This is a genomic window from Actinomadura sp. B10D3, assembly GCF_039871695.1.
GTDB classification, from domain to species: Bacteria; Actinomycetota; Actinomycetes; order Streptosporangiales; family Streptosporangiaceae; genus Spirillospora; species Spirillospora madurae.
The window spans coordinates 223,757-248,006 of sequence record NZ_JBDPLY010000004.1; the positions used below are offsets into that span (position 1 = coordinate 223,757).

Sequence of the window (24,250 nt, forward strand, 5' to 3'; positions counted from 1 at the left end):
AGAGGCGCACATGACCGTTCCAGCCGTCCACCCCGCGCAGAACCCGGCGGCCGGGGACACCGCCGCCGAGCTGCGCGGCGTCCACATCGGGTTCCGGTCGGGCCGCCGGGTCACCCCCGTCGTGCGGGGCGTGGACCTGCGGCTGCGGCGCGGGCGCGTGCTCGCCCTGGTCGGCGAGTCCGGCAGCGGCAAGAGCCTGACCTCGCTCGCGCTGATCGGGCTGCTGCCGCCCGGCGCGGAGGTCACGTCCGGCAGCGTCGTCCTGGACGGCGAGGACACCGGCGGGTTCTCGGCGCGGCGGTGGCGCGAGGTGCGCGGCAGCCGCGTCGCGATGGTCTTCCAGGATCCGATGGCGGCATTGAACCCCGGTTTCGCCGTCGGCCGGCAGATCGCCGAGCCGTTCCGGCGGCGCCTCGGGCTCGGCCGCCGGGAGGCCCGGGAGCGGGCCGTCGCGCTGATGCGCGAGGTCGGCATCGCCGACGCCGAGACCCGCTACGGCGACCATCCGCACGAGTTCTCCGGCGGGATGCGGCAGCGCGCGGTGATCGCGATGGCGCTGGCGCTCGGCCCGTCGGTCCTGCTGGCCGACGAGCCGACGACCGCCCTGGACGTCACCGTCCAGGCGCAGATCCTGCGGCTGCTCGCCCGGCGGCAGCGCGAGGCGGACCTCGCGACGCTGCTGGTCTCGCATGACCTCGGCGTCGTGGCGCGGGTGGCGCAGGACGTCGCGGTCATGTACGCGGGGCGGATCGTCGAGCGGGGCCCGCTTGACGCCGTCTACACCCGTCCCGCGCACCCCTACACGCTCGGGCTCCTGGAGGCCATGCCGGACGCGGGGGCGGACGGCCGCCTCAAGCCGATCAAGGGCGTGCCGCCGGACCCGCGGCGCCCGCCGGGCGGCTGCGCGTTCCATCCGCGCTGCCCGTTCGCGACGGAGGTGTGCCGCGAGGAGGACCCGCCGCTCGCCGAGGACGGCGAGCGCGCCGTCGCCTGCCACCACTCCGCCGAGGTCACCGCCTCCCAGAGCCCCGAGGAGCCCCGATGACGGCCACCGCGCAGGACACCGAGACCGTGCTCAAGGTCAGCGGCCTGGAGGCGGGCTACGAGCGGCCCGGCCGGCACGGGTTCGGGCGGCGGCGGGTGCCCGTCGTCGCCGGGATCGACCTCGCCGTCCGCGCGGGGCGCACGCTCGGCGTCGTCGGCGAGTCCGGCTGCGGGAAGTCCACGCTGGCGCGGGCGGTCGTGGGGCTGCGCCCCGCCTTCGCCGGGACCATCGAGTTCGCGGGCGCCGACCTGGCGTCCGTCCCGGCCCGGCGCCGCCGCCGGATGAGCCGCGACCTGCAGATGGTGTTCCAGGACCCCTACACGTCGCTGAACCCGCGGATGACCGTGGCCGCCGTCATCGCCGAGGGCTGGCGCGTCCACCCCGGGATCGTCCCGCGCGAGCGGGAGGACGCCGAGGTCGCGCGGCTGCTGGACGTGGTCGGGCTGTCGGCCGGGCACGGGTCGCGGCACCTGCACGAGCTGTCGGGCGGGCAGTGCCAGCGGGTCAGCATCGCCCGCGCGCTGGCGCTGCGCCCGAAGCTGATCGTGTGCGACGAGGCCGTGTCGGCGCTGGACGTGTCGATCCGCGCGCAGATCCTGAACCTGCTCGCCGACCTGCAGTCCGAGCTGGGCGTGGCGTACCTGTTCATCTCCCACGACCTCGACGTCGTCCGGCACATCGCCCACGATGTCGCCGTCATGTACCTCGGGACGATCGTGGAGCGGGGCACCGCCGCCGAGGTGTTCGGCGACCCGCAGCACCCGTACACGCGGGCGCTGCTGTCGGCGGCGCCGTCCGTGCGCGACCGCCGGGACGGCGCCGCGCGGGAGATCGTGCTGCGCGGGGAGGTGCCCTCCCCCGCCGCGCCGCCGAGCGGATGCCGCTTCAGGACCCGCTGCTACATGGCGGCCGAGGTGTGCGAGCGGGAGGTGCCCGGGCTCGTCCCGCGGGACGGGCTGCCCCAGGCGGTCGCCTGCCACTTCGCCGACGCCGCCGGGACGACCGCGCCCCGCTGACGGCGGAGTCGACGGCGCGGGGCTAGCCGGGCTCGTCCGCGGAGCGGGCGCCGGACGCCGCCGCCGGGAGCCCGCCGAGGACCAGGTCGACGAGGCCGTCCACGACGGTCTCGCGCGGCACCTCGTCGACGTGGTCGAGCCACCAGTCGCCGGCCGTCTGCACCATGCCGACGATCGCGTGGCCCCACACGTAGGCGCGGGTGCGGTCGGGCAGCTCGCCCTCGGCGACCATCACCTCGGCGAGCTCCCGGCTCACGTCCCGGATCATCGTGCTCATCGCGCTGTGCGTGGCCGTGTCCTCCGCGCTCGCCCGGTGCATGAGAAACCGGTAGAGGTTGAGGTTCTTGGAGACCGTCGCCAGGTAGGTGTCGATGGTGGAGCGGGTCCGGTCGCGGATCGGGTCGCCGCGGGAGAACTCGTCCCGGATGCCCTTGATCAGCTTGCGCGTGTGCCGCTCGGCGAGCGCCTGGTACAGGCCGCTCTTGTCGCCGAAGTGGCGGTACAGGATCGGCTTGCTGATCCCCGCCTCCGCGGCGATGGCGGCCATGGACGCCTCCGGGCCCTCCCGCTGGATCACCCGGTCGGCCGCCTCCAGCAGGGCGCGGCGGCGGCCGGGGTCGCGCCGCGATCCGGGCCCCGGCCTGCTCGCCGTCGTGGTCATGGACAGAAAGGTATCCGGGGTGTTACCCGGGGACAACACGGCCCGCCCGCGCCGGACCCGGGCGCCCTCCGCGCGGGCGGGGGCGGGGACCGCGTCCCCGCCCCCCTCGGCCCGGTGCGTTTACCTGGAGAAGGCCTGCAGCTCGGCGGCGCGGACGATGCCCGCCCGGGGGCTGGCGGTGCCGCAGTCGGTGCTGGACCGCGGGTCGTTGTCCTGCTCCCCCGCGTACGCCGGGGCGCCGGTGCACTGGCTGGACACCACCTGCAGCCGGAGGTGCGTCGCCTTCACGTCCCGCAGGTTGAACGAGCGCAGCGTGAGGTCGGGCGCGGTCGGCCGCGGCCGGTCGGCGGGGAACGCGTCGCGCGGGCTGGTGTAGACGGTGCGGAAGGAGCCGGCCTGCGAGCAGTCGGCCTTCGTGGCGTCGCACGCCAGGAGCCGGAAGGCGCGCAGCGCGCTGAAGCGGTTCTGCGCGGTGTTCGGGCCCTCCGGGTCACCCGCGACGGTGGGCCGCAGCATCGCGCTGACCTGCACCCGCCCGACCTTGACCGGCCGGTCGCCGGCCAGGTCGACGGTCACCTGGCGGCCGGCGACCGGAGCCTCGACCGACTGCCAGTTCGTCGCCTCGGTCTCGTCCAGCAGGCCGGGGTGGGACAGGCCGTCGCCGGTGGCGGTGGCGCCGTTGGCGCCCGCGGCCTGGTTGCGGGACATGTCCACCCGCAGGGTCCCCGACCTGCTGATCGTGGCGGTGAACCGCTTGTGCCCGAAGCCCTCGCCCACCGCGACGAACGAGTACCGGCCGGGGATCATGGAGAAGGAGTCCCCGAGCGGCGTCGCCGGGTCGGTGTCGGCCACCGGGACCGCCCGCGCCTCGTAGTCGCCGACGTACAGCCGGACCTTGCCGCCCTTGGCGTCACCGCGGGGGCTGAGCGTCAGCTCGGCGTTGCGCGACACCGGCGAGGCGAAGCTCGGCACCGGGTCGGCGTCGGCGGGGCCGTTGCTCGCCGCGTCCTCGCCGAGGCCGTGCTGCGCGAAGACCTTCCACATCAGCTCGTGGTCCTTGCCGCCGAAGCGGATGGTGTCGGCGGCCAGCAGCGCGTTGCGATGGTCGACGTAGCTGACCGCGCCGGTGGCCATGAGCAGCAGCGCGTCGAACGACAGCTGGGCCCACCGGCGGTTGCCCGGGCACTTGGCGACCGGCACCGCCCCGTCCGCGCACCTGCGCTGGAGCGAGGCGCTGCCCGAGCCGTAGCGCTTGACGAACGCCCGCCGCAGGTCGAACTGCGTGGCGCTCCAGATCTCGCCGTCCGCGTGGACCTGGGTGCCGACGAGGTCGTAGCCGAGGTCGGCGTAGTTCAGGGGGCTCCGGCTCATGTCGTAGTTGCGGATCCCGCTGCGCGGCTCGCCCGTGACGTAGCCGCCGACGACGAAGGGCGTCCGGCCGGGCGACCGCAGCCCGTACTCGCTGAGGTACTCCACCGCGAACAGGTCGGAGGTGCTCTCGTTCATCGCCCCGGCCTGCGGCCCGTTCCACCCGGCGTCCGGTCCGGCGATCATGCGGCCGGAGATGGCGTGGGTGTACTCGTGCCCGATGACGCTCATGTCGAAGTCGCCGTCGACGCACGGCGAGTAGAACGCGCCGGCGATCGGCTGCCACAGGTACATGTTGGAGATGGCGGGGGTGCCGTCGGGCGGCGTGATCTGGTTGGCGTTGTCGCGGATGGTGGGGAACCGGGCCCCGGCCTGCGCGTTGCCCTGCTCCGGGTCGCCGCCCCGTCCGCCGCGGTCGCCGTTGTCGACCTGCATGTTCCAGGCCGACTCGGTGAAGCCGAGCCGGTAGGACCAGTCGTGCATGCGGTTGTGCTGGACGAACAGGTTGGAGATGGCCGGTTCGAGGTCCGCCTCCTGCGGGCTGTCCAGCGTCGCCGGGTCGCACTTGCTCCTGTACCACTGGTTCTTCCAGGGGTAGAGGTAGTTGCGGTCCGCCTTGGGTGCGCTGGTACGGGTGCCGACCGTGAACGGGTCGTCGCTCGCGCGGTTGTCGTACGAGCGGGCCGCGTTGCCGAGGCTGGTCGTGGTCGAGGCACCGGTCGCCGGGGCGGCGTCCCAGGGCCGGCCGCTGGACGGGTCGCCGCCGGGGACGTACCGGCAGCCCCGGGCGGGGGCGAAGCACCAGATCTGCCGCGCGTCGCGGGAGGAGTAGTCGCCGGGCGGGGTGGCGGGGAAGACCGCCCAGCGCGGGTTGTCGCTGTCGTGGTCGACGAGGTTCTCCCGGACGAGGACCGCGCCGGTGCGGGCGTCGACGTAGGACGTGACCGCCTTCGGCTCCGCGCCGGCGGCGTCCATCAGCGTCACCTGGTAGGCGCTGCGGACGCCTTCGGGCGTGGGCACCGCCACGAGCCGCACCTTGCGGGTGCCGTCCGCGGAGAGGGTGATCCCCGCGTCGCGGCCGGCCGCGTTCACCGCCTCCTTCTCCGAGAGCGTGGCCGGCGCCGGGGCGGCGCCGTCGCGGGAGAGCGTCGAGGTGACCGAGACGACCTTGCCGCCGGTCACGCCGACCGCCACGAGGCCGTCGTACCCGGCGGGCAGATCGCCGAAGCGCTGGCGCAGGAGCACGGCCGCGCCCTCGCCGATCGGGTTGACCGCGACCTTCTCCAGCGCACTCACGGCGCCGGCGTCCAGGCCGAACAGGTCGCGGTGCTGGGTCAGGTAGGCGCGCGCCGCCTTCTCCGGATCGTCCGGAAGGCCGGTGGCGAGGGGCCCGGCGGCGGTGACGGCGGCGGGCGTTCCGAGCCTGTTCCACCGCACCGTCACGCCGCGGGCGGCGCCGCGCTGCCCGCCGGTCGGCGCCAGGCTGCCGGTCCGGGCGTCCCGGTCGGGCGGTTCGGGCTGCTCTCCCGGTGGCACGGGGCGCGGCGGCGGCTGCTCGGCGCGGCCGGGGGCGGCGAGCCCCGCGGTGAGGAGGGTCGCGGTGACGGCCAGCGCGGTGACCCTGGTCCGGCGAGTCCTGGGCATCCTTGTCTCCCGGAGGCGGCGGACGACCCCCGTCTCCGGGGATCGGCCGGTTGATCACCCGGCAGATCACGAGACAAGCAGCAGGCCGGGAGGGCGGCCATGGCGATTGCGACGCCAAGTGGGCGCCCGCAGCGGCGATCTTCGCCGTTGACAGCGGCGGCTTCCCATGGATCGCGAGCCCAGGCACCGGACGGGGCCGCGGTCCCGCGAGGCGTCCGCGGGGACCCTGGCCATGTCCGGCCGGGCCTCAGGACGGGTCGGGCTCTCCGGGGTCGCGGGGGGTCAGGAGCCGGTCCATCATCACGTGCATGTGCGTTCGGAAGGAGGCGACGGCGCGGGGGTCGTCGGACCTGCGCATGCCCGGCGACTTCTGGAGCAGCCCCGAGCCCAGGTAGCCGTGCACGCACCAGACCATCGTGCCGACCATGTAGAAGGGGTTGACGTCCGGCGGCACCACGTCGCGGATCTGGCGGACGGCGATGTGCATCAGGGGCCGCGCGTACCGGTCCTCCAGCTCGGTGATGTCGGCGGCGTCGGCGACCCAGCGGTGGGCCCACAGCAGGCGGTTGTGCGGATGCGCCAGATGGAAGTCCAGGTAGGCGTCGATCATGTGGTGGACGGCGCCGCGCCCGGGCTCGGTCTCGGACACGACCTTGTCGAGCATGACGCGCTCGGCCTCGAAGGCCTGCCGCATCACCTCCAGGTAGACCGCGCGCTTGTCGCCGGCCACCTCGGTGATCGTCGCGGGGGTGACGCCCACGGCGTCCGCGATGAGCCGCACGGAGGTCCCGTCGTAGCCGAGTTCGCTGAAGAGCCGGGTGGCCACGTCGATGACCTCTTGCCGCGAAACGACGGACGCCATGCCGTCACCGTACGCGGGATCGGGCATCGCCAAACGCGCGTCCGGTCATGGCGGGTTCAAGTCACGGCAACGTCCGCGATCCCGGGCTACAGGACGAAGGACGTGTGGTCGCTGTGGTAGGCCTGGCTGGCCGCCCTCGCCGCCGCGAGCCAGGAGGACCTGGTCCCCGGCGTCGGTGTGGAGATCGGCCCGTCGGTGTTGAACCAGCACGCGAACGCGGCCCTCGAACGCCCGCCCCCGCCCGGCGTGCTGGTCAGGTAGGCGATCTGGTCCCGCATCCAGCGCACGTCCTGGGTGCCGGTCCTGCCGTAGCCGATCTCCGGGACCGCCCAGGCGATGCCCTTGGACCGGGCGAACCGCACGGCCGGGCCCCACAGGGACGCCCCGCTCCCGACGTGGGAGTAGCCGTCCACCCCGAAGCAGTCCACCAGCCCGTCGCCGGGCCAGGTGTCGGCGTACGTCGTGCCCGCCGACGGGGAGGTTCCGCTCCAGGTGGTGAGGATCTGGATGGTGTACAGGCGCGGGCGCCCCTCGGCCTGCACCCGCCTGACGAGCCGGCAGAACCGCCGGAGCGCCGCCTTGTACGCCGCCGCCGAGAACTCCCCTCGCCTGATCTTGGCGTCGCCCTCGTGCCAGATGCTGACGAACGCGACGTGGCTCCGCGGGATGGACCGCAGGAACGCCAGGGTCCGCCGGTCGAGGGACCCGTCGGCCATCGCGGCGACGGGCGGCTTGCCCGACCAGCAGGACGCCCGCTTCTCGACGTCGGCGCCGCCGTTGCACTCCGCCCAGCTCGCGGGCATCCCCGCGGCCGCCGGCTGGTAGCTCCTCCGGATCGTGAGCGGGCCGAACCGCCGGTCCATCGCCGGGAAGTCCGAGCCGTTCAGCCTTTCGGGGGCGGCCCCCCACAAGATCGCGTTCCTGTCCTCCACCACGGGGCCTCCACGGTCGTCGCGGACTCGCCGACCCCACCGGCAGTCTGCCCCGGCACGGAGTCACCGACCGTGCCGTCACGGCTACAGAAGGCTCTCCCCTGCCGCGCCCACCTGGAAGCGCTTCGGGGCCGGACGCTCACCCGACGCCGCCTCGGCGACGATCCGGCCGACGAGCGGCGCGAACTTGGCGCCGTGTCCGGAGCACGGCGAGGCCACGGTGATCCCGCCGGCGCCGTCGACCACGAAGTCCTCCGCCGGGGTGTTGGTGAACAGGCAGGTCGTCTCGGCGTACGGCTCGGGAACGAGGCCGGGCAGGGTCTCCCGGACGTAGGCGATGACCCGCTCACGGTTGGCCGGGTCGATCGCGCCGTTCCGCGCCGCCGCGCTCCGGATCGGCCTGCCGCCGTTGTACTCGGCCACCTTCAGGCCCGACCGGCCGTCGGGGAGGGCGGCGTCGCGCCCGCCGGGCAGGCCGTAGACCAGCATGCTCGGCGGCTTGTGGATGAACGTCGGCCATGGCTCCTGCGGGGCGTCCCGGTAGGGGAAGTGGAAGACGTTCTCCTGCATCACCTGGAGCGGCGGGATCGCGGCCCGGAAGGCCTCCGGCAGGGGAAGCCCGTCGACCAGGTCGGGCAGCCAGCCGCCTGCGGTGACCACGACGGCCTCGGTCTCCTCGGCACGCCCGTCTGAGCTGAGCACCCGATGGCCGGCGCCCGCCCGCTCCACCGAGGCCACCAGCCAGTTCGTCTCGACGCGGGCGCCGTCGTCCCGGGCCAGCCGCAGCATGGCCGCGACCGCGGTCTCGGCGTCGATCACCCCGGCTGCCGCGTGCCACAGCACGCCGGCGCCGTCGTCGGCGAAGCTGAACCGCGGCCAGCGCGCGGCCGCCTCGGCGGTGGTGAGCAGCTCGTGCTCGACCCCGACGTCCTCGAACACCGACGCCAGGGCCGCCGGGTCCCGGCCCGCTCCGAAGTCGAGCGACCCCGTCGGGGTGATGAGCCGCTCGCCGCTGAGGCGCTCCAGCTCGTCCCACTCGGCCCGCGCCTCGACGACCAGCCGGGCGTAGAACGGGTCGGGGTAGCCGTAGCGGAGGATCCGCGCGGAACCGTGCGAGCTGCCCTGGGCGTTGGCCGGTGCGGAGCGCTCCAGCACGGTCACCCCGTGGCCGCGCCGTGCCAGCTGCCAGGCGGTCGCGGCTCCGGCGAGGCCCGCCCCGACGACGACGAACGTGGTCATGGCGACGCCTCCAGTGCACCCGGTACGACGGGAAGCCCGGCGGCCACGATCGTCGCCGCGAGCGCCATCCGGTGGTCTTTCGTCCAGGGCGGTCCGAGCCTCGCCCGCGGGCCGTGGAGGACCTCTTCGGCTCTCGCGCCCAGGATCGCGGCCGCCCGGCTCTCCACGTCCTTGGCCTCGTACAGGTGGACGGCCCATCCGCGCGCCTGCGCCGCCTCGGCCACGACCTGGCGGTACATGACGGAGTCCGCGCGGCTCTCGTACGGCACGCGGCGCTGGACGGCGATGTCCTCGGGGAAGTCCGGCGGCCAGGCGCGGAGCGAGACGGAGACGATCGGCTCCCCCAGCGCTGACGCGAGGTCGTCCAGCGAGGCCGCGGTCGCGCGGGCCGCCGACGACCGGACCCGGGCCACCAGTTCCGCGGCCTCGGCGTCGGTGACGGTGACGGCCAGGTGGTGGACGGGCGCCTCCGGTACGCCGGGCTCGACCAGCTCGATCCGCCGGCGGTCCGCCACCCGGTGATCGGCCGATGCCGCGACGGCCACGGCCCAGCCGAAATGATGGGCCAACCCCACACGCATGCCCCCGAGTATCGCATCGCCGGCCGCGCCCGCCAGAGCGCACACCATGGGCGAACCGAAGACCGGCGGAGCCGCATGGGGCCGTGCACATCCCCATGCGGCTCCATCGTCCGCCGACCTCGGCGGCCCGCTATCCGGCGGCGGGGTCCGAGGCGACGCTCGACCCGAACGCCGACCCGACGTCCGGCACGCCGTCGCGGCCGGCGAACCAGTTGTCCGCCACCACGGTCGTGCCGAACAGCGCCCGCCACGGGATCGCGTGCGCGGCGCCCTTGCCGGCGTGGCCGGGGGCGCCGGCCACGACGCGCGCCGCACCGGGGCCGAACGCCAGCGCCGCGCCGAACCGGGCGCCCGCGCGCGGGTCCTCGCCCAGGCCGTCGGTGTCCTGGGTGATGGCCCCGTCCACCCGCGGGAAGGCCCCGACCTGCACCCCGTGCACCCGGCCCGCGTCGGCCAGGTCGCCCACGTCCTCGCCGGGCGCGCCGATCGCCACCGACACCTCCGGGCCCGGCAGCGACGCCGACTCGATGACGCCGGCGGCCACGCTCGCGCCGAACCCGTCGCCGTCCTCGCTTGCCCCCGGCACCCCGGCCGTGCCCTGGTGGACGGCCAGGACCTCGGTGGCCTGCCGGCCGTCGTAGCCGAAGACGGTCACCATCCCGGCGTCCGCCGCGTCGCCGAGGTCCTCGCCGGGCGCCCCGGCGACGACGCGCACCGGCAGGGAGGGGTCCCAGGCCGCCGCGACGCTCGCACCGAACCGGTCGCCGGGCTCCGACGCGCCGCTCACCCCGGCCGAGTCCTGGCCGATGCCCGTCTCCTCGATCGCCACGACCGGGTCCTCGACGATGTGGATCATCCCGGCGTCCTTCTTGTCCGAGACGTCCTCGCCCGGCACTCCGATCACCGCGGTGGGCTTGTCGAACGAGCCCGCCGCGAGCGACGCGCCGAACCGGTCGCCGGCCTCCACGGTGCCGTCGAAGTCCTGCCGGTCCTGGTCGAGCACCGTGACGCCGCCCACCCGGCCGTCGCTGATCGACACCACGTGGACGGAGCCGGCGTCCGCCTTGGCCTCGTTGTCGCCCAGGTCCTCGCCCGGCGCGCCGACGAGCACCGTGCCGCCCATCGCGGCCACGGCGGACCCGTAGCCGTCGCCCGCCTCGGACCGGTCGGGCACTCCGCCGCCGCCCTGCCGCAGGGTGATCGGCGCCGGCTGCCCGTCCCGCCCAGGACCGAAGACCACGTGCACCGCGCCGGCGCCGTCGTTCTCCCCGGGCGCGCCGACGACCAGGTCGGCGGCACCGTCGCGGTCGATGTCGGCCACCGCGACCGACGCGCCGAACCGGTCGCCGGCCTCGGGCCGCTCACCCAGGCCTCCCGCGCCCTGCCGCACCGTCAGCCACCGGTCGCCGCACCGCACCTGGACCGCGCCGGCCCGGGCCTGCCCGTCGACCGCCGCGGCGGGGTCGCCCGCCGCCGCCTGCAGCTCGCAGTTCTCGGCAGCCCGGGCGGTGACCGCCGGCACCGGCGCGGCGAGCACGGCCGCCGCCGCCACTCCCACGATCCTTCGCCGTCTACTCATGAACGCCTCTTCCCGCGGGGGTTGCTGCATGATCACTTTCATAGGGGAGACGCCCGATGCCCCGCGACGGGTTACCGCGCCGTTCCCTTCGCACGGCCGCCGCGGTCACCGCTCCCTCAGCGGGCCCGGCAGTCCCTTGACACACATCGGACGCCCGTGGTTCGCTCCACATGATCACGCTCGCCAGACCAGTGGCCTGGACCACTCGTGTGAACGCACGCCGTTTCCGGGGGACGAACCCGGGCGCCGCGCCCAGCACCGGCGCCCCCGAACCGGGAGCAGGTATGGGCCGGATGAGACGCCTGGCAGCGGTCACGACGACCTTCACGGTGCTGCTCGCCTTCACCGCCGGCGGTACCTCGGCCACGACGTGGGCGAGCAACGAGCAACTCCTGCAGCCGGTGCAGCGGCCGGGCCAGGGCATCGAGAACCGGGTGGACGCGCTGCTCGCCAAGATGACCCTGGAAGAGAAGCTGCAGCAGATCCAGCTGCTCTCCGACGCGCAGGTGACGGACGAGGACGCCCGCAACGGGCTCGGCTCGGTCTTCAGCCTCACCGACCCGGTGAAAATCAACCGGCTGCAGCGGATCGCGGTGGAGCAGTCCCGGCTGAAGATCCCGATGCTGTTCGCCTACGACACCATCCACGGCTACCGCACCGTCTTCCCGGTCCCGCTCGGCGCGGCGAGCAGCTTCGACCCGGCCGTGGCCGCCGACGACGCCTTCTATGGCGCGCGGGAGTCGTCCGCCGTCGGGATCAAGCAGATCTACAGCCCGATGGTCGACGTCGCCCACGACCCCCGCTGGGGCCGGATCGTCGAGGGCGGCGGCGAGGACCCGTACCTGAACGGGGTCATGGCCGCCGCCCGGGTCAAGGCGGCGCAGGGCGGCGACTACGGCAGGCCGGGGAAGGTCGTCACCAGCCCCAAGCACTTCGCCGCGTACGGCCAGCCGGAGGGCGGCCGCGACTACAGCACCACCGAGATGTCCGAGCAGCGGCTGCGCAACCTCTACCTGCCGCCGTTCAAGGCGGCGATCGACGCCGGCGCCGACACGGTGATGTGCTCGTTCAACAGCCTCAACGGCGTGCCCGGATGCGCCAACCGGTACATCGAGACCGACATCCTCAAGCGCGAATGGAAGTTCGACGGCTTCATCGAGAGCGACTACACCGCCGTCGCGGAGCTGCGCGCCTGCCCGCCGAAGGAGCCCGACGAGGGCCCCTGCGGCCACGGCGTCGCCGCCGACGGTCCCGGCGCCGCCGAGGCCGCGCTGAACGCGGGCACCGACTCGGAGATGGTCAGCACCACCATCCGCGACAACGGCCGCGGGCTGCTCGCCCAGGGCCGGATCTCCATGCGGCGCATCGACGACGCGGTGCGGCGGATCCTGCGGGTCAAGTTCCGCGCCGGGCTGTTCGAGCACCCCTACGTCGACCCGTCCAAGGCCGAGGCGGCGCAGCTGCGCCCCGACGCCGTGGCGGCCGCGCGCAAGGCGGCCGGGCGCTCGATGGTCCTGCTCAAGAACGACGGCGGCGCGCTCCCGCTGGACCCGGCAAAGAAGACGGCCGTGATCGGTCCGCTCGGGAACTCCCGGCACGACATGCTCGGCCCGTGGTCCGGGCAGGGCCGGGACGAGGACGCCGTCTCGGTCTACGAGGGCCTCAAGGCGCAGAACCCGCGGACCACGTTCGCCGCCGGCTGCGAGATGATCGCCAAGGACCCGCCGGACAACACTCCCGCCGACGAGTGCGGGTCCGACGCGGGCTTCCCCGCGGCCGTCGAGACGGCCGAGGACGCCGACCAGGTCGTGCTCGTGCTCGGCGAGACCAGCAACCAGAGCGGGGAGGCCGCGTCCCGCAGCGACATCGGCCTGCCGGGGCTGCAGGAGCGGCTGCTGGACAGGATCAAGGCGACCGGCAAGCCGTTCGTCGTCGTGCTGGTCAACGGGCGCCCGCTGACGCTGTCCACGGTGGCCTCCAAAGCCCCGGCGATCCTGGAGGCCTGGTTCCCGGGAGTGCAGGGCGGCAACGCGGTCGCGGACGTCCTGCTGGGCAAGGTCAATCCCGGCGGGAAACTGCCGGTGTCGTTCCCGCGCACGCTCGGGCAGATCCCCATCCACTACAACCGCGAGCCGACCGGGCGCCCCTGCGACCCGGGCGTGAAGTGGAACTCGCGGTACCGCGACCTGCCGCACTGCGACGCGCTCTACCCGTTCGGCCACGGGCTCAGCTACACCACGTTCACCATCTCCGGCCTTGAGCTCAGTTCGGCGACGATGCCGGCGAACGGCGAGATCGCGGTCTCGGTGAACGTCCGGAACACCGGCAGGCGCAGCGGGGACGAGGTGGTCCAGCTCTACATCAACGACCCCGTCGCGAGCATCTCCCAGCCGGTGCGCAGGCTGCGCGGGTTCCAGCGGGTCACGCTCGCCCCCGGGCGGTCGAAGAAGGTGACGTTCAAGCTCGGCAGGCAGGACGTCGGCTTCTACGACAACCGGGGCCGCTTCGTGGTGGAGCCCGGCACGATCAACGTGTACGCGGGTGCGAGCTCCACCGCGAAGCTGGGCGCCGCCTTCCGGGTCACGTCCCGCTGACCCGGGGCGCCCTGGTTCATGCGGCGGTCTCCTCGTCGCGGGGGAAGAACGGGAGCGCGATGTACACCCGGTCGGCGGCGGCGAGGATCTTCTCGGCGTCGTCGACCGGCGGGTGGATGGCCTGGTTGATCCGCCGCTTGATCTCCTTGCCCTCCGGGCCGGAGGCCATCACCCGGCGGTCCCAGCCGCGCGTGAAGACCGCCCCGGCGGCGCCGAGATCCAGGCAGGTGACGTACGGCCCGGGCGTGAAGTCGCGCGGCGGCACGCCGAGCAGGTCGGCCGCCGCGTTGTACCCGGCGACCTTGCCGAGCGGGGTGGCGTGCTGGCAGGCCTGCATGACCGTGTGGCCGGCGTCGAACGCCGCCGCGGCGGTGTCGCCGGCGGCGAAGACCTCGGGGAGGGCGCGCAGCCACCGGTCCACCGGCACCCGGCCGAGGTGGTCGAGCCGGTCGGAGATCTGCCGGGTGAGCCCGCTGGACCGCATTCCCGCGGCCCAGACCACCGCGTCCGCCTCGACCCTGGTGCCGTCGGACAGGACGGCGTGCCGGTCGCCGGCCTCCGCCACGGACGTGCCGAGGCGGCGTTCGACGCCCAGCCCGTCCAGCGCCGCCTCGATCGCCTCGCGCGGGCCGGGACCGAGCGGCTGCGCGATCACCGGCGACCGGTCGACCAGCAGCACCCGGCCGCGGGCCGCCAGTTCGGTCGCGGCCTCCAGGCCGACGAATCCGGCTCCGACGACCACCACTGAGCAGTCCTTGCGGCCGCGCAGACGGGCGGTGAGCCGCCGGGCCCCCTCCAGGGTGTCGATGTCGAAGAGCCGTTCGGCGCCGGGCAGGTCCCGTGGCCGGACGAGCGCGCTTCCCGCCGCCAGCACCAGGCGGTCGTAGGCGATCTCCTCACCGCCTGCCACCACCACGCGCCGGGCGGTGTCGATCGTGCTCACCCGGGCGCGCCGGTGGTCCACGCTGATCGGCGCCAGGATCCTGCCGAGGTCCACCCTCGCCAGGTCGGGCTCGGGCTCGTACAGGCGCGGCCGGAGCACCAGGTGCTCGTCCGGCGCGATGAGCGTGATGCGCAGGTCCGCGCCGGCGTTCCGCCGCGCCAGCGCCGCTCCCGCCGCGCTCCACACGCCCGCGAATCCGCCACCGATGATCACAACGTGGGCCATCGTTCCGTCCTCTCAGCCTCGCCCCCCGGGGGGATCGGAAGGGGGTCGGCAGGGAGTCAAGACGGCGGCGTCAGATGTGACCGATGTGCACGAACTTTTCGGGATTGGCCAGTCTCCGCAGCGCGGTGATCCGCCCGCCGGCGATCTCCACGGTGTCGAGCCAGACCAGCTCGCCGCCGCGGTAGGTCGCAAGGGCCGGCCGCCCGTTCACCTCGATGATCGAGAACGCGTCCGGCCGCCGGATCTCGACCTGCCTGACCGCCAGCACGGCGATGCGCTCGGCTCCCCGGACCGGCCTGCGCGCGGCGGTCACCTCGCCGCCGCCGTCGGCGACGTAGACGGCCTCCGGATCCAGCAGCTCGACGAGCCGGGCCATGTCGCCCGCCTCGGCGGCCGCCCGGAACGCCCTCAGGACGCGTTCGGTCTCCGTCCTGGACGCCCTGGGCCGCTCCTCGACCGCGGCGACCCTCGCCCGCGCCCGGGAGGCGAGCTTGCGGCCGGCGGCGGGCGTGGCGCCGAGCACCTCGGCGATCCGGTCGAACGGGAAGCCGAAGACGTCGTGCAGCACCAGCGCGACACGTTCGGCGGGAGTGAGCGTCTCCATCACCACCAGCATCGCGGTGCTCACCGACTCGTCCATGAGGACCCGGGCGGCGGCGTCGGGCCCGGTCAGCAGCGGCTCGGGCAGCCAGGGCCCGACATAGGACTCGCGCCGGACGCGCGCCGAGTTCAGCACGTTGTAGGACGTCCGGGCGGCCACGGTCACCAGCCAGGCGCGCAGATCCCGCACCTCGGACAGGTCGGCGGCGGCGGCGCGCAGCCAGACCTCCTGGGTGACGTCCTCGGCCTCGGTGACGGTGCCGAGGATCCGGTAGGCCGCCCCGAAGACCGCCGGCCGATGGGTCTCCCAGTCGGCCTCCGACAACTCGCGCATCGCCTCCACGAAGGTCACCTTAGATGTCCGCGAAGCCGGAACAGCGCCGGTTTCGGGCGTTCGCGGCCGGCGATCCGTCTCGTGCGCGGACGGCGGGTCGCGTGCCTGTCACCGGCCTATTCCCGCTCCTACGTGGAGGAACATATAGCATCTGCCCCAAACACTAGAGATATCTCTATCGATCGACCGATGCGGGCGGTGGTCTGCTTGCCGGCATGGCGACGACAGGACGAACGGTGGTACCCGCGGGAGAAGGCCGGGCGGTCCGGGTGGGCGGCGGGCAGCGGGTCCGGGTGGTGGACGTGGAAGGCGGGCAGGTCGGCGACCTGTTCGCCTTCGCCGCGGACGACCCGCGCGAGCATCTGAGCGCCGCGCACACCCGCAGCGTGACGAGCCGGCTGTTCCCCGAGGTGGGCGAGTCGTTCGTCACCGGCCGCCGGCGGCCGATCCTGACCCTGGCGGACGACACCTCGCCCGGGTCGCACGACATGCTGATCGCCGCGTGCGACGCGGCGCGCTACGAGGCCCTCGGCGCGCCCGGACATGCCTCGTGCGCCCAGAACCTGGACCTGGCCCTGGCCGGGATGGGGCTGGCCGTGCCCGTCACCCCGCAGCCGGTCAACGTGTTCATGCGGATCCCGGTCGAGGAGTCCGGGCGGCTGCGGTGGCTGACGGCCGAGAGCCGCGCGGGCGACGCGATCACGTTCGAGGCGGCCATGGACTGCGTGGTCGTGCTGTCGGCATGCCCGCAGGATCTGGCCGGCATCAACGGCGGCGGCCTGACGCCGCTGGCGATCGACGTCCTGTGAACGGGGCCCGGGCGGGCTCCGGACCGATCACGAGCAAAGGAGACCGAGGATGAGCACCAAGGCATCGCATCCGGCGCTGGAGCCGGGAAACATCGGTGACCTGCGAACCGCCAACCGGCTGGTCGTCGCGCCGATGACACGGGTGTCGGCCGCGCCGGACGGCACGCCGACGCCCGAGATGGCCGAGTACTACGGCGAGTTCGCCCGCGGCGGCTTCGGGCTCGTCGTGACCGAGGGGATCTTCACCGACACCGTCTACAGCCAGGGCTACCTCAACCAGCCCGGTCTGGTGTCCGAGCGGAACGTGGCCGCCTGGCGCGACGTCACCGCGGCGGTGCGGGAGGCCGGCGGCTCCATCGTCGCCCAGCTGATGCACGCGGGCGCGCTGTCGCAGGGGAACCCCTACCGCGACGACACCGCGGGGCCGTCCGCCGTGGCGCCGAAGGGGGTCAAGATGCCCGAGTACGGCGGGCACGGCCCGTGGCCGGCGCCCGCGGAGATGAGCTCCGCCGACATCAAGGAGGCCGTCGACGGGTTCGTCGCCTCCGCGGTGAACGCCGAGCGGGCCGGTTTCCACGGGGTGGAGGTCCACGCCGCGAACGGCTACCTGCTGGACCAGTTCCTCACCGACTACACCAACCTGCGGGAGGACTCCTACGGCGGGCCGGTCGCGAACCGGGTGCGGCTCGCGGCCGAGGTCGTCGCGGCGATCCGCGCCGAGGTCGGGCCGGACCTGTGCGTCGGCGTCAGGCTGTCGCAGACCAAGGTGAACGACTTCCAGTACCGCTGGCCCGGCGGCTCCCACGACGCGGAAGTGATCTTCACCGCGCTGGCCGAGGCGGGCGCGACGTACCTGCACATCGCCAGCGAGGGGCGGAACTGGCTCGACACCGCGCGGCTGGCCGGCGGGCTCACCATCACCGGGCTGGCCCGGCGGGTGAGCGGCCTGCCGGTGATCGCCAACGGCGGGATGCACGACGCCTCCCTGTCCGCGCAGGTCCTGGGGGACGGCCACGCCGACTTCGTCTCGATCGGCCGGGCCGCGCTCGTCCACCCCGACCTGCCGCGGCGCCTGGCGGCGGGGAAGGAGCCGGAGCGTTTCGACCATGCGATGCTGTCGCCGATGGTCACCCTGGACAACGTCCGGCGCTGGCGGCTGGCGGCCGGTGCGGAGGTCTGAGGCGGCGGGCGGGCGCGACGGGAGGAGCGGGGACATGAGCGCCGAGTGGCACGGCGGGGCGGCCGCGGTGGTGACGCTGGGGTTCGACGTGGACGCCGAGACCCCGGTCCTCGCCCGGGGCGGCCGGTACGCCTCGCACGCGAGCACCATGTCGCACCAGGCCTACGGGCCGGACGTCGGGCTGCCCCGCATCCTCGGCCTGCTGGACGAGATGGAGGTGCCGGCGACCTTCTTCGTGCCGGGCCGGGTCGCCGAGCAGCGGCCCGGCCTCGCGGCCTCGATCGTCGAGCGCGGCCACGAGGTGGCGCACCACTCCTACGCCCACCGGCCGGCCACGTCGATGACCCCGGAGGAGGAACGCGCGGACTTCGTGCGCGGTCTGGAGGTGTTCGGCGACCAGGGGATCGAGATCACCGGGCACCGGGCGGCGCTGTGGGAGGCCTCCTGGCTGACGACGGAGCTGGTGGCCGAGTACGGGCTGCGCTACGACTCGTCCCTGATGGGCGATGACCGGCCGTACCGGGTGGGCGCCGCGGCCGGCGAGATCGTCGAGCTGCCGGTGCACTGGTCACTGGACGACTGGGAGCAGTACGCCTACCTGCCCGAGCCCGACGTGGGGTCGGTCATCGAGTCGCCGCGCAAGGTGCTGGAACTGTGGCGCACGGAGCTCGACGGCATGCGGCACTACCGGTGCCTGTTCAACCTGTGCGTGCACCCGTTCCTGTCCGGGCGTCCGGGGCGGGCGATGGCTCTGCGGCAGTTCATCGAGTACGCGCGTGAGTGCGGCGACGTGAGTTTCGCCCGCTGCAGGGACGTGGCCGAGGCCGCGCTCGCCGACCCCGGGGTCGAGGCACGTCCGCACCGCCCGCCGCGGGTGGACCCGGACGTCTACCCGGACTGACCCGTGCCGCCGGGCGTGACGCTCAGGCCATGTCGGCGGCCTGCAGGGCGAGGAAGAGGTCGACGCGGTCGGCGGTGCGGGCGGTGTCGCGGCCGGTCAACTCAGTGATCTTGGCCAGCCGGTTCCGCAGCGTGTTGACGTGGATCCTCAGTGCCGCCGCGGTGGCCTGCCAGTGGCCGTCGTGGTCCAGGAAGGCGCGCAGCGTGGCCTCCAGCTCGCCGCCGCGCCCGGCGTCGCGCTCGCGGATCGGGGCGAGGACGCCGTCGGCCAGGGTCCGCAGGGTGTCCGCGTCCTGCATGCCGAGCAGCAGCCGGTGGGTGCCGAGCTCGGCGAACGACCGGACGGAGGGGCCGCGGCCGGCGTGCCGCAGCGCCCGGCAGACCTCGCGTGACCGGACGAGGGGCTCGCGCAGCCCCGCGGGTCCCGCGCTGGTGCCGCCGAGGCCCACGACCGGGCGGCGACGCGGGAACCGGTCGGCCACGGCGGCGGCGAGGCGGCGGGCGAGGGGCGCCGCCTCGCCCTCGTCGTGCCGCCACGACAGGACCGTCACCACGTCCTGCGAACCCGCCGCGACCACCACCGGGATCCCGGCGGAGACGAAGAACTCGGCGACCACCTCCGCGAGTCCGGGCACGGTGGGCTCCTCCCCCGCGAAGGCGGTCGTCCACACGGCGAGCGGCCCGTCGGGATCGACGCCGAACGCGCGGAGCCTGCCGGGGACCTCGGCGGCGCGGCTGCCGCCCGACAGCACCATCTCCAGCAGCTCGCTGGCGAACCGCAGCTCGATCGCCTGCACGGCCTGCTGCTTGGCGACCTCCAGGCTGAGGAAGCGCGCCGCCTGGTCCAGCGCGTCCTGCTCGGTGCGGGTCAGGGCGCTCACCGGACGCAGGCAGATCAGCGCCGCGTCCACGTCGCCGACGGCGCCCACCAGGTAGAGCGCCGCGCGCCCGGCGGGGCCCAGGTCCAGCTCCAGGGGCGGAGGACGGCGGGTGAGGCCCGTGGCCACCGTGCCGAGCTGCTCGGCGCTCAGCTCGGCCCCGGCCGAGGCGAGGAGCCGCCCCATCCGGTCGATGACCGCGAGCGGCAGCTCGTGGTCGCGGCGCAGGATCCGCAGCACCCCGGAGGCGCCCGCGCCCCGGGAGATCGCCGTGGCCAGCGCGTCGCCGCGGCGGACCATCCCGACGAGCGCGCCCTGGCGCTCCTCCGCGTAGCGCGTGGCCACCGCCTCCGAGATCGCGGTGAACGGCACCTCCGTCGAGATCTCCAGCAGCGGCACGCCGGCGTCGCGGCAGGCGTCGACCAGCTCGCCGGGCGTGGTGCGCCGTTCCGGACGCAGGCCGAACACGATGCCCGCCGCCCGCGCCCGCCGGACGTTGGCGACGAACCCGGTGGCGGTGATCCGGTCGCCCCACAGGCCGTTGGTCAGCACCAGCTCACGCCGGCGGACGTAGCCCGAGGGGTCGGGCAGCTCGGTGTTGTGGACCCAGGCGACCGGCTCCTCCAGGGCCCCCGGCGGGCCCGGAACTAGGATCCGAAGCTGGAGGGACTCGGCGTCCAGCAGGGACTTCAGCGTGAACACCCTGTGAATCTATCCAGTGAAGCCGTCCAAAGATAGAGGTTCCTCTACTTCTGACCGGGACCCCGGCAGTGCTTTCGTGTGCGGTACGTCACGGACGGAGGAACCATGTCCATCAACGACCCCGCGCACGCGGACCGGCCCGAGCCGGTCCGCTTCGACGAGCACGGCATCGAGCCCATTCCGGCCGGATCCCGGGACTCCACGCCCTGGCAGCAGTTCTGGATCTGGTGCGGCGCCAACATCGCGCCGATCAACTGGGTGCTCGGCGCCCTCGGGGTCACCCTCGGGCTGAGCCTCGTCGAGACCCTCGCGGTCGTCGCGCTCGGCAACCTGGTGGGCTGCGCGGTCTTCGGTCTGTTCAACGTCATCGGCCACCGCACCGGCGTGAACCAGATGGTCCTCGGGCGCGGCCCCTTCGGCCGGCGCGGCGCGATCGTCCCCGGCCTGATCCAGGGGCTGCTCACCATGGGCTGGGTCGGGGTCAACACCTGGGTGGTCCTCGACCTGGTGATCGCGATCCTCGCCCGGCTGGGCGTGCACGGCGGGACCGGCACGCGGTACCTGGTCGCCGGGCTGATCATGGCCGCCCAGCTGGTCCTGGCCCTGTACGGGTTCTACGCGATCCGCACGTTCGAGAAGTACACCGTCCCGGCCACCGTCGTCGTCATGCTGATCATGACGGGGCTGGCGCTGGCGCAGGCGGACCCGAACTGGACGGCCGCCACCGCGACCACGTCCGCCGACAAGTTCACCGCGGTCACTCAGCTGCTCACCGCCATCGGCATCGGCTGGGGCATCAGCTGGCTGCCCTACTCGGCCGACTACAGCCGCTTCGTGCGGACCACGGCCTCGGACCGGTCGGTGTTCTGGTCCACCGCGCTCGGCATGTACGTCCCGACCGTGTGGCTCGCCGCGCTCGGCGCCTGCCTGGCCAGCGCGGGCAGCGGCACCGATCCCTCCGGCCTGGTGGCGGAGTCCTTCGGGATCATGGCGGTGCCGATCCTGCTTCTGATCATGCACGGGCCGGTGGCGACCAACATCCTGAACCTGTACTCGTGCTCGCTCGCCGCGCTGTCGGTCGGCATCCGGATCGCCCGGTGGAAGCTGACCCTGGTGGCCGGGATCGTGGCCTCGGCGGTGCTGGCGGTGTTCGTGCAGGCCGACAGCTTCGCGCGGGCGTTCGACCACTGGATGGTGTCCATCCTGGTCTGGATCAGCCCGTGGGCGGCGATCGTCCTCGTCGACTTCTTCGTCCTCCGGCGCGGCCGGATCGACGTCGCGGCCCTCTACCGGGACGGCGGCGTGAACGTCAGGGCGCTCGTCAGCCTGGCGTTCGGGCTGCTTGCGGGCTGGGCGTGGCAGTTCGGCACGGTGCCTGCATTGCAGGGCCCGATCGCGCGGACGCTGGGCAACACCGACTTCTCCTGGCTGTCGGGCGGCCTGGTCGCGGGCGGGCTCTACTTCGTGCTGGCCCGCGGTGCCCGCGGGCGGGCGGCGCACGCCGCGGTGCCGGCCGAGAGGGTCTCCCGATGAGCGTCAGCGTCCTCACCACCGGCGGCACCATCGCCTCCCTGCCCTCCCCGGACGGCGATGTCCGGGTGGCCGTCCACGGCGCGGACCTCGTCCCCGGTCATGCCGTCCAGGTCCACGAGGTGATGCTGGCGCACAGCTTCAACCTCACCCGGGCGGACGTCCTGCGCCTCGCCCGGCGGACCCTGGCGGAGCTGGAAGACCCCGCCGTGGAAGGCGTCGTGGTCACCCACGGCACCGACACCATGGAGGAGACGGCTTACCTGCTCGACCTCGTCCTCCCGCCGGCGTGCACGGTGGTGTGCACCGGCGCTCAGCGGCACGCGTCCGCGCAGGACGCCGACGGCCCCCGCAACCTCGCCGACGCCCTCCGCGTCGCCGCCGACCCGCGGACGCGCGGCATGGGCGCTCTGATCACCATGGGCGGGCAGATCCATGCCGCCCGGTACGCGACGAAGGCCCACACGCTCGCGCTGGAGGCGTTCGCCTCGCCGGGCCACGGCCCGGTCGGCCTGGTACAGGGCACCCATGTGGACGTCCGCCGCCGTCCTCCTGCCCGGCCGGACGGTTTCCGGCTCGCCGAACTGGGCGATCTGGAGGCCCGCGTCGACATCGTCCCGGTGTACCTGGACTCCGACGGGGTGCAGATCGCCGCCTGCCGGGCCGCCGGCGCCCGCGGCCTGGTCGTCCAGGCCCTCGGTACGGGCAACCCCACCCCTGGCGTGCTGCGGGAGATCGAAACCTGCCTTCGCGAAGGGATCGCGGTGCTCGTCACCTCGCGCTGCGCGGAGGGACCGGCGACCCCGGTGTACGGGGCCGGCGGTGGCGCCGACCTGGCCAAGGCCGGGGCGGTGTTCGCCGGGTCCCTCAACGCACCCAAGGCCCGGCTGCTGCTCATGGCCGCCCTCGCCGCCGAGCCCCACCCCGCCAAGGCACTGGACCGCCTGCGCCCCCACTTGCCTTCTACCTGCGACCATGCGTGAACGAAAGCTTCATCCGGCGGCTCACCCCTTCAGGCCCGAGTGGGCCAAGCCCTCGATGAACTGGCGCTGAGCCAGGACGAACACCACCAGGATCGGCAGGGTCGACATCGTCGCCGCTGCCAGCTGGAGGTTCCACATCGGCCCGCCGTAGGCGTCCACGAACTGGGTGAGCGCCTGCGGCAGGGTGAACATGTCCTTCGAGGACAGGAACACCACGGGCTCCAGGTAGAGGTTCCAGGAGTGCAGGAAGGTGAAGATCGCCACGGCGCCGAGCGCGGGTCTGGCCAGGGGCAGCGCGACCCGGTGGAAGGTCCCGAAGCGGCCGAGGCCGTCCACCCGGGCGGCGTCCTCCAGTTCGTCGGGCAGGCTGACGAAGAACTGCCGCATGATGAAGGTCGCCAGCACGCTCGGGGCCCCGAGCACCGGCACGAGGATCAGCGGCCAGTGCGTGTCGACCATCCCCGCCTTCTGGAACATCTGGAACAGCGGGACGATCGTGACCTCGCTCGGGATCAGCAGCCCGGTCAGGACCACCACGAACAGGACGTTCTGCCCGGGGAACCGGATCCGCGCGAAGGCGTATCCGGCCATCGCCGACACGGCCATCGTCCCCGCCGTGACGACCAGCGCGATGTACAGGCTGTTGAAGTACTGCCGGGCGAACGGCTGGAGCTCGGACGCCTGCCGGTACGCGGCGAGGTCGAACCGGCCGGGCAGCAGCGACGAGGGGAAGGCGAACACCTCCGCGGCTGGCTGGAACGAGGCGGTGACCATCCACCAGGTCGGGAAGACGAACGGCACGCACAGCAGGCACATCAGCCCGTACAGGGACAGTCTCGTTCTACGACTCATGGAAGACCCACTTCCGCCGCATCCGCCACTGCAGGAGGGTCAGCGCGGCGACGATCGCGAACAGCAGGACCGAGAGGGTGGCCCCGTACCCGAAGTGGTGGAACTGGAAGGCCTGCTGGTACAGGTAGTAGACGAGCACGGTGGTCGACGTCCCCGGACCGCCCTGGGTGAGCACCGCGATCTGCGCGAACACCTGCAGCGACCCCACGACGGTGATGATCGAGGTCAGCAGCACCGTCGGGCTGATCAGCGGCAGCGTGATCCGCCGGAACCGGGTCCACGCACCGGCCCCGTCCAGCGCGGCGGCCTCGTACAGCTGCCGCGGGACGCCCTGGAGGGCGGCGAGGAACAGCACCATGTTCAGCCCCACGTTCTTCAGCACCTGGACGACCACGACCGAGGCCATCGCGGTCGACCCGCCGCGCAGCCAGTTCGGCCCGGTCACCCCGACCGCGTCGAGCAGCCCGTTGACCCCGCCGTTGGACTGGAGCAGGAACTGCCAGACGATCGTCCAGGCGACCAGCGAGACCACGACGGGCGAGAAGAACAGGGTCCGGAACGGTCCCGCGCAGCCGCTGGTCGAGCAGGACGGCCAGCGCCAGCGCGAGGGTCAGGTTGAGCGCCACGAGCCCGACCGAGAACAGCGCGGTCGCGCCGAGCACCGACCGCAGCGCCGGGTCGGCCACGAGCCTGCGATAGTTCTCGCCGCCGGTGAACTCGAACGTCCCGGCCAGCACGTTCCACTCGTGGAGGCTGTACCAGAACACCAGCCCGAGCGGCACGAGCACGAACA

The 24,250-nt window shown here is 73.7% G+C and carries 20 protein-coding genes; 8 read left to right on the forward strand and 12 right to left on the reverse strand.

The window, feature by feature from the left end; translation table 11 throughout:
- Nucleotides 1–10 precede the first annotated feature (10 nt).
- Both ABGB11_RS09510 and ABGB11_RS09515 read left to right on the forward strand, forming a co-directional pair.
- On the forward strand, nt 11–1,045 hold the full coding sequence (locus ABGB11_RS09510) for an ABC transporter ATP-binding protein (RefSeq protein WP_347630961.1): 1,035 nt from the start codon (nt 11–13) through the stop codon (nt 1,043–1,045).
- Nucleotides 1,042–2,061 (forward strand): oligopeptide/dipeptide ABC transporter ATP-binding protein, encoded by a 1,020-nt coding sequence (locus ABGB11_RS09515; RefSeq protein ID WP_347630963.1) that lies wholly within the window; start codon nt 1,042–1,044, stop codon nt 2,059–2,061. Before ABGB11_RS09510 ends, ABGB11_RS09515 begins: the two co-directional genes overlap by 4 nt.
- 22 nt (nt 2,062–2,083) lie before the next feature.
- Here ABGB11_RS09515 and ABGB11_RS09520 read toward each other — a convergent pair whose 3' ends face one another.
- The 7 genes from ABGB11_RS09520 to ABGB11_RS09550 all read right to left on the reverse strand — a co-directional run bounded on the left by ABGB11_RS09520 (nt 2,084) and on the right by ABGB11_RS09550 (nt 10,927).
- A complete protein-coding gene (locus ABGB11_RS09520; protein WP_347630965.1) occupies nt 2,084–2,722 on the reverse strand; it encodes a TetR family transcriptional regulator in 639 nt (212 codons plus the stop codon).
- Nucleotides 2,723–2,842: 120 nt separating this feature from the next.
- Complete coding sequence (locus ABGB11_RS09525; RefSeq protein ID WP_347630967.1) at nt 2,843–5,734, reverse strand: M36 family metallopeptidase; 2,892 nt, start codon at nt 5,732–5,734, stop codon at nt 2,843–2,845.
- A gap of 247 nt (nt 5,735–5,981) precedes the next feature.
- Nucleotides 5,982–6,596 (reverse strand): TetR/AcrR family transcriptional regulator, encoded by a 615-nt coding sequence (locus ABGB11_RS09530; RefSeq protein WP_347630969.1) that lies wholly within the window; start codon nt 6,594–6,596, stop codon nt 5,982–5,984.
- A gap of 86 nt (nt 6,597–6,682) precedes the next feature.
- Nucleotides 6,683–7,531, reverse strand: coding sequence for a hypothetical protein (locus tag ABGB11_RS09535; RefSeq protein ID WP_347630971.1), 849 nt, complete (start codon nt 7,529–7,531; stop codon nt 6,683–6,685).
- Nucleotides 7,532–7,612: 81 nt separating this feature from the next.
- The gene (locus ABGB11_RS09540) at nt 7,613–8,767 is read right to left on the reverse strand and encodes an FAD-dependent oxidoreductase (protein WP_347630973.1); all 1,155 of its coding nucleotides are present in this window, start codon (nt 8,765–8,767) and stop codon (nt 7,613–7,615) included.
- A complete protein-coding gene (locus tag ABGB11_RS09545) occupies nt 8,764–9,348 on the reverse strand; it encodes a hypothetical protein (protein WP_347630975.1) in 585 nt (194 codons plus the stop codon). Before ABGB11_RS09545 ends, ABGB11_RS09540 begins: the two co-directional genes overlap by 4 nt.
- 130 nt (nt 9,349–9,478) lie before the next feature.
- A complete protein-coding gene (locus ABGB11_RS09550) occupies nt 9,479–10,927 on the reverse strand; it encodes an FG-GAP repeat protein (RefSeq protein WP_347630977.1) in 1,449 nt (482 codons plus the stop codon).
- Nucleotides 10,928–11,220: 293 nt separating this feature from the next.
- On the opposite strand from ABGB11_RS09550, the gene bglX reads away from it, so the two are divergent.
- Complete coding sequence (gene bglX, locus ABGB11_RS09555; RefSeq protein ID WP_347630979.1) at nt 11,221–13,521, forward strand: beta-glucosidase BglX; 2,301 nt, start codon at nt 11,221–11,223, stop codon at nt 13,519–13,521.
- 16 nt (nt 13,522–13,537) lie between these two features.
- On the opposite strand, the gene ABGB11_RS09560 is transcribed toward bglX, so the two are convergent.
- Nucleotides 13,538–14,689 carry an FAD-dependent oxidoreductase gene (locus ABGB11_RS09560; protein ID WP_347630981.1) on the reverse strand — a complete coding sequence of 384 codons (1,152 nt, stop codon included), beginning with the start codon at nt 14,687–14,689 and terminating at the stop codon, nt 13,538–13,540.
- A gap of 70 nt (nt 14,690–14,759) precedes the next feature.
- Nucleotides 14,760–15,641 (reverse strand): RNA polymerase sigma factor SigJ, encoded by an 882-nt coding sequence (sigJ, locus tag ABGB11_RS09565; RefSeq protein WP_347630983.1) that lies wholly within the window; start codon nt 15,639–15,641, stop codon nt 14,760–14,762.
- A gap of 218 nt (nt 15,642–15,859) precedes the next feature.
- Between sigJ and ABGB11_RS09570 the strand changes: the two genes are divergently transcribed.
- The 3 genes from ABGB11_RS09570 to ABGB11_RS09580 are packed head-to-tail and all read left to right on the forward strand — an operon-like array spanning nt 15,860 to nt 18,513.
- Entirely contained in the window at nt 15,860–16,432 is a 573-nt protein-coding gene (locus ABGB11_RS09570) for an urea carboxylase-associated family protein (RefSeq protein ID WP_347630985.1), read from the forward strand.
- A gap of 49 nt (nt 16,433–16,481) precedes the next feature.
- Nucleotides 16,482–17,612, forward strand: a complete 1,131-nt coding sequence (locus tag ABGB11_RS09575; protein WP_347630987.1) for an NADH:flavin oxidoreductase — start codon at nt 16,482–16,484, stop codon at nt 17,610–17,612.
- A gap of 34 nt (nt 17,613–17,646) precedes the next feature.
- Nucleotides 17,647–18,513 (forward strand): polysaccharide deacetylase, encoded by an 867-nt coding sequence (locus ABGB11_RS09580; protein ID WP_347630989.1) that lies wholly within the window; start codon nt 17,647–17,649, stop codon nt 18,511–18,513.
- Between the two features lie 22 nt (nt 18,514–18,535).
- On the opposite strand, the gene ABGB11_RS09585 is transcribed toward ABGB11_RS09580, so the two are convergent.
- Nucleotides 18,536–20,092, reverse strand: coding sequence for a PucR family transcriptional regulator (locus ABGB11_RS09585; RefSeq protein WP_347630991.1), 1,557 nt, complete (start codon nt 20,090–20,092; stop codon nt 18,536–18,538).
- A 105-nt stretch (nt 20,093–20,197) separates the two neighbouring features.
- Between ABGB11_RS09585 and ABGB11_RS09590 the strand changes: the two genes are divergently transcribed.
- Together ABGB11_RS09590 and ABGB11_RS09595 are read left to right on the forward strand one after the other, a co-directional pair.
- Nucleotides 20,198–21,625, forward strand: a complete 1,428-nt coding sequence (locus tag ABGB11_RS09590; protein ID WP_347630993.1) for a cytosine permease — start codon at nt 20,198–20,200, stop codon at nt 21,623–21,625.
- A complete protein-coding gene (locus ABGB11_RS09595; protein WP_347630995.1) occupies nt 21,622–22,605 on the forward strand; it encodes an asparaginase in 984 nt (327 codons plus the stop codon). Before ABGB11_RS09590 ends, ABGB11_RS09595 begins: the two co-directional genes overlap by 4 nt.
- A 21-nt stretch (nt 22,606–22,626) precedes the next feature.
- On the opposite strand, the gene ABGB11_RS09600 is transcribed toward ABGB11_RS09595, so the two are convergent.
- Nucleotides 22,627–23,457, reverse strand: a complete 831-nt coding sequence (locus tag ABGB11_RS09600) for a carbohydrate ABC transporter permease (RefSeq protein WP_347630997.1) — start codon at nt 23,455–23,457, stop codon at nt 22,627–22,629.
- The gene (locus ABGB11_RS09605) at nt 23,447–23,989 is read right to left on the reverse strand and encodes a sugar ABC transporter permease (protein ID WP_347630999.1); all 543 of its coding nucleotides are present in this window, start codon (nt 23,987–23,989) and stop codon (nt 23,447–23,449) included. Before ABGB11_RS09605 ends, ABGB11_RS09600 begins: the two co-directional genes overlap by 11 nt.
- Between the last annotated feature and the right edge of the window lie 261 nt (nt 23,990–24,250).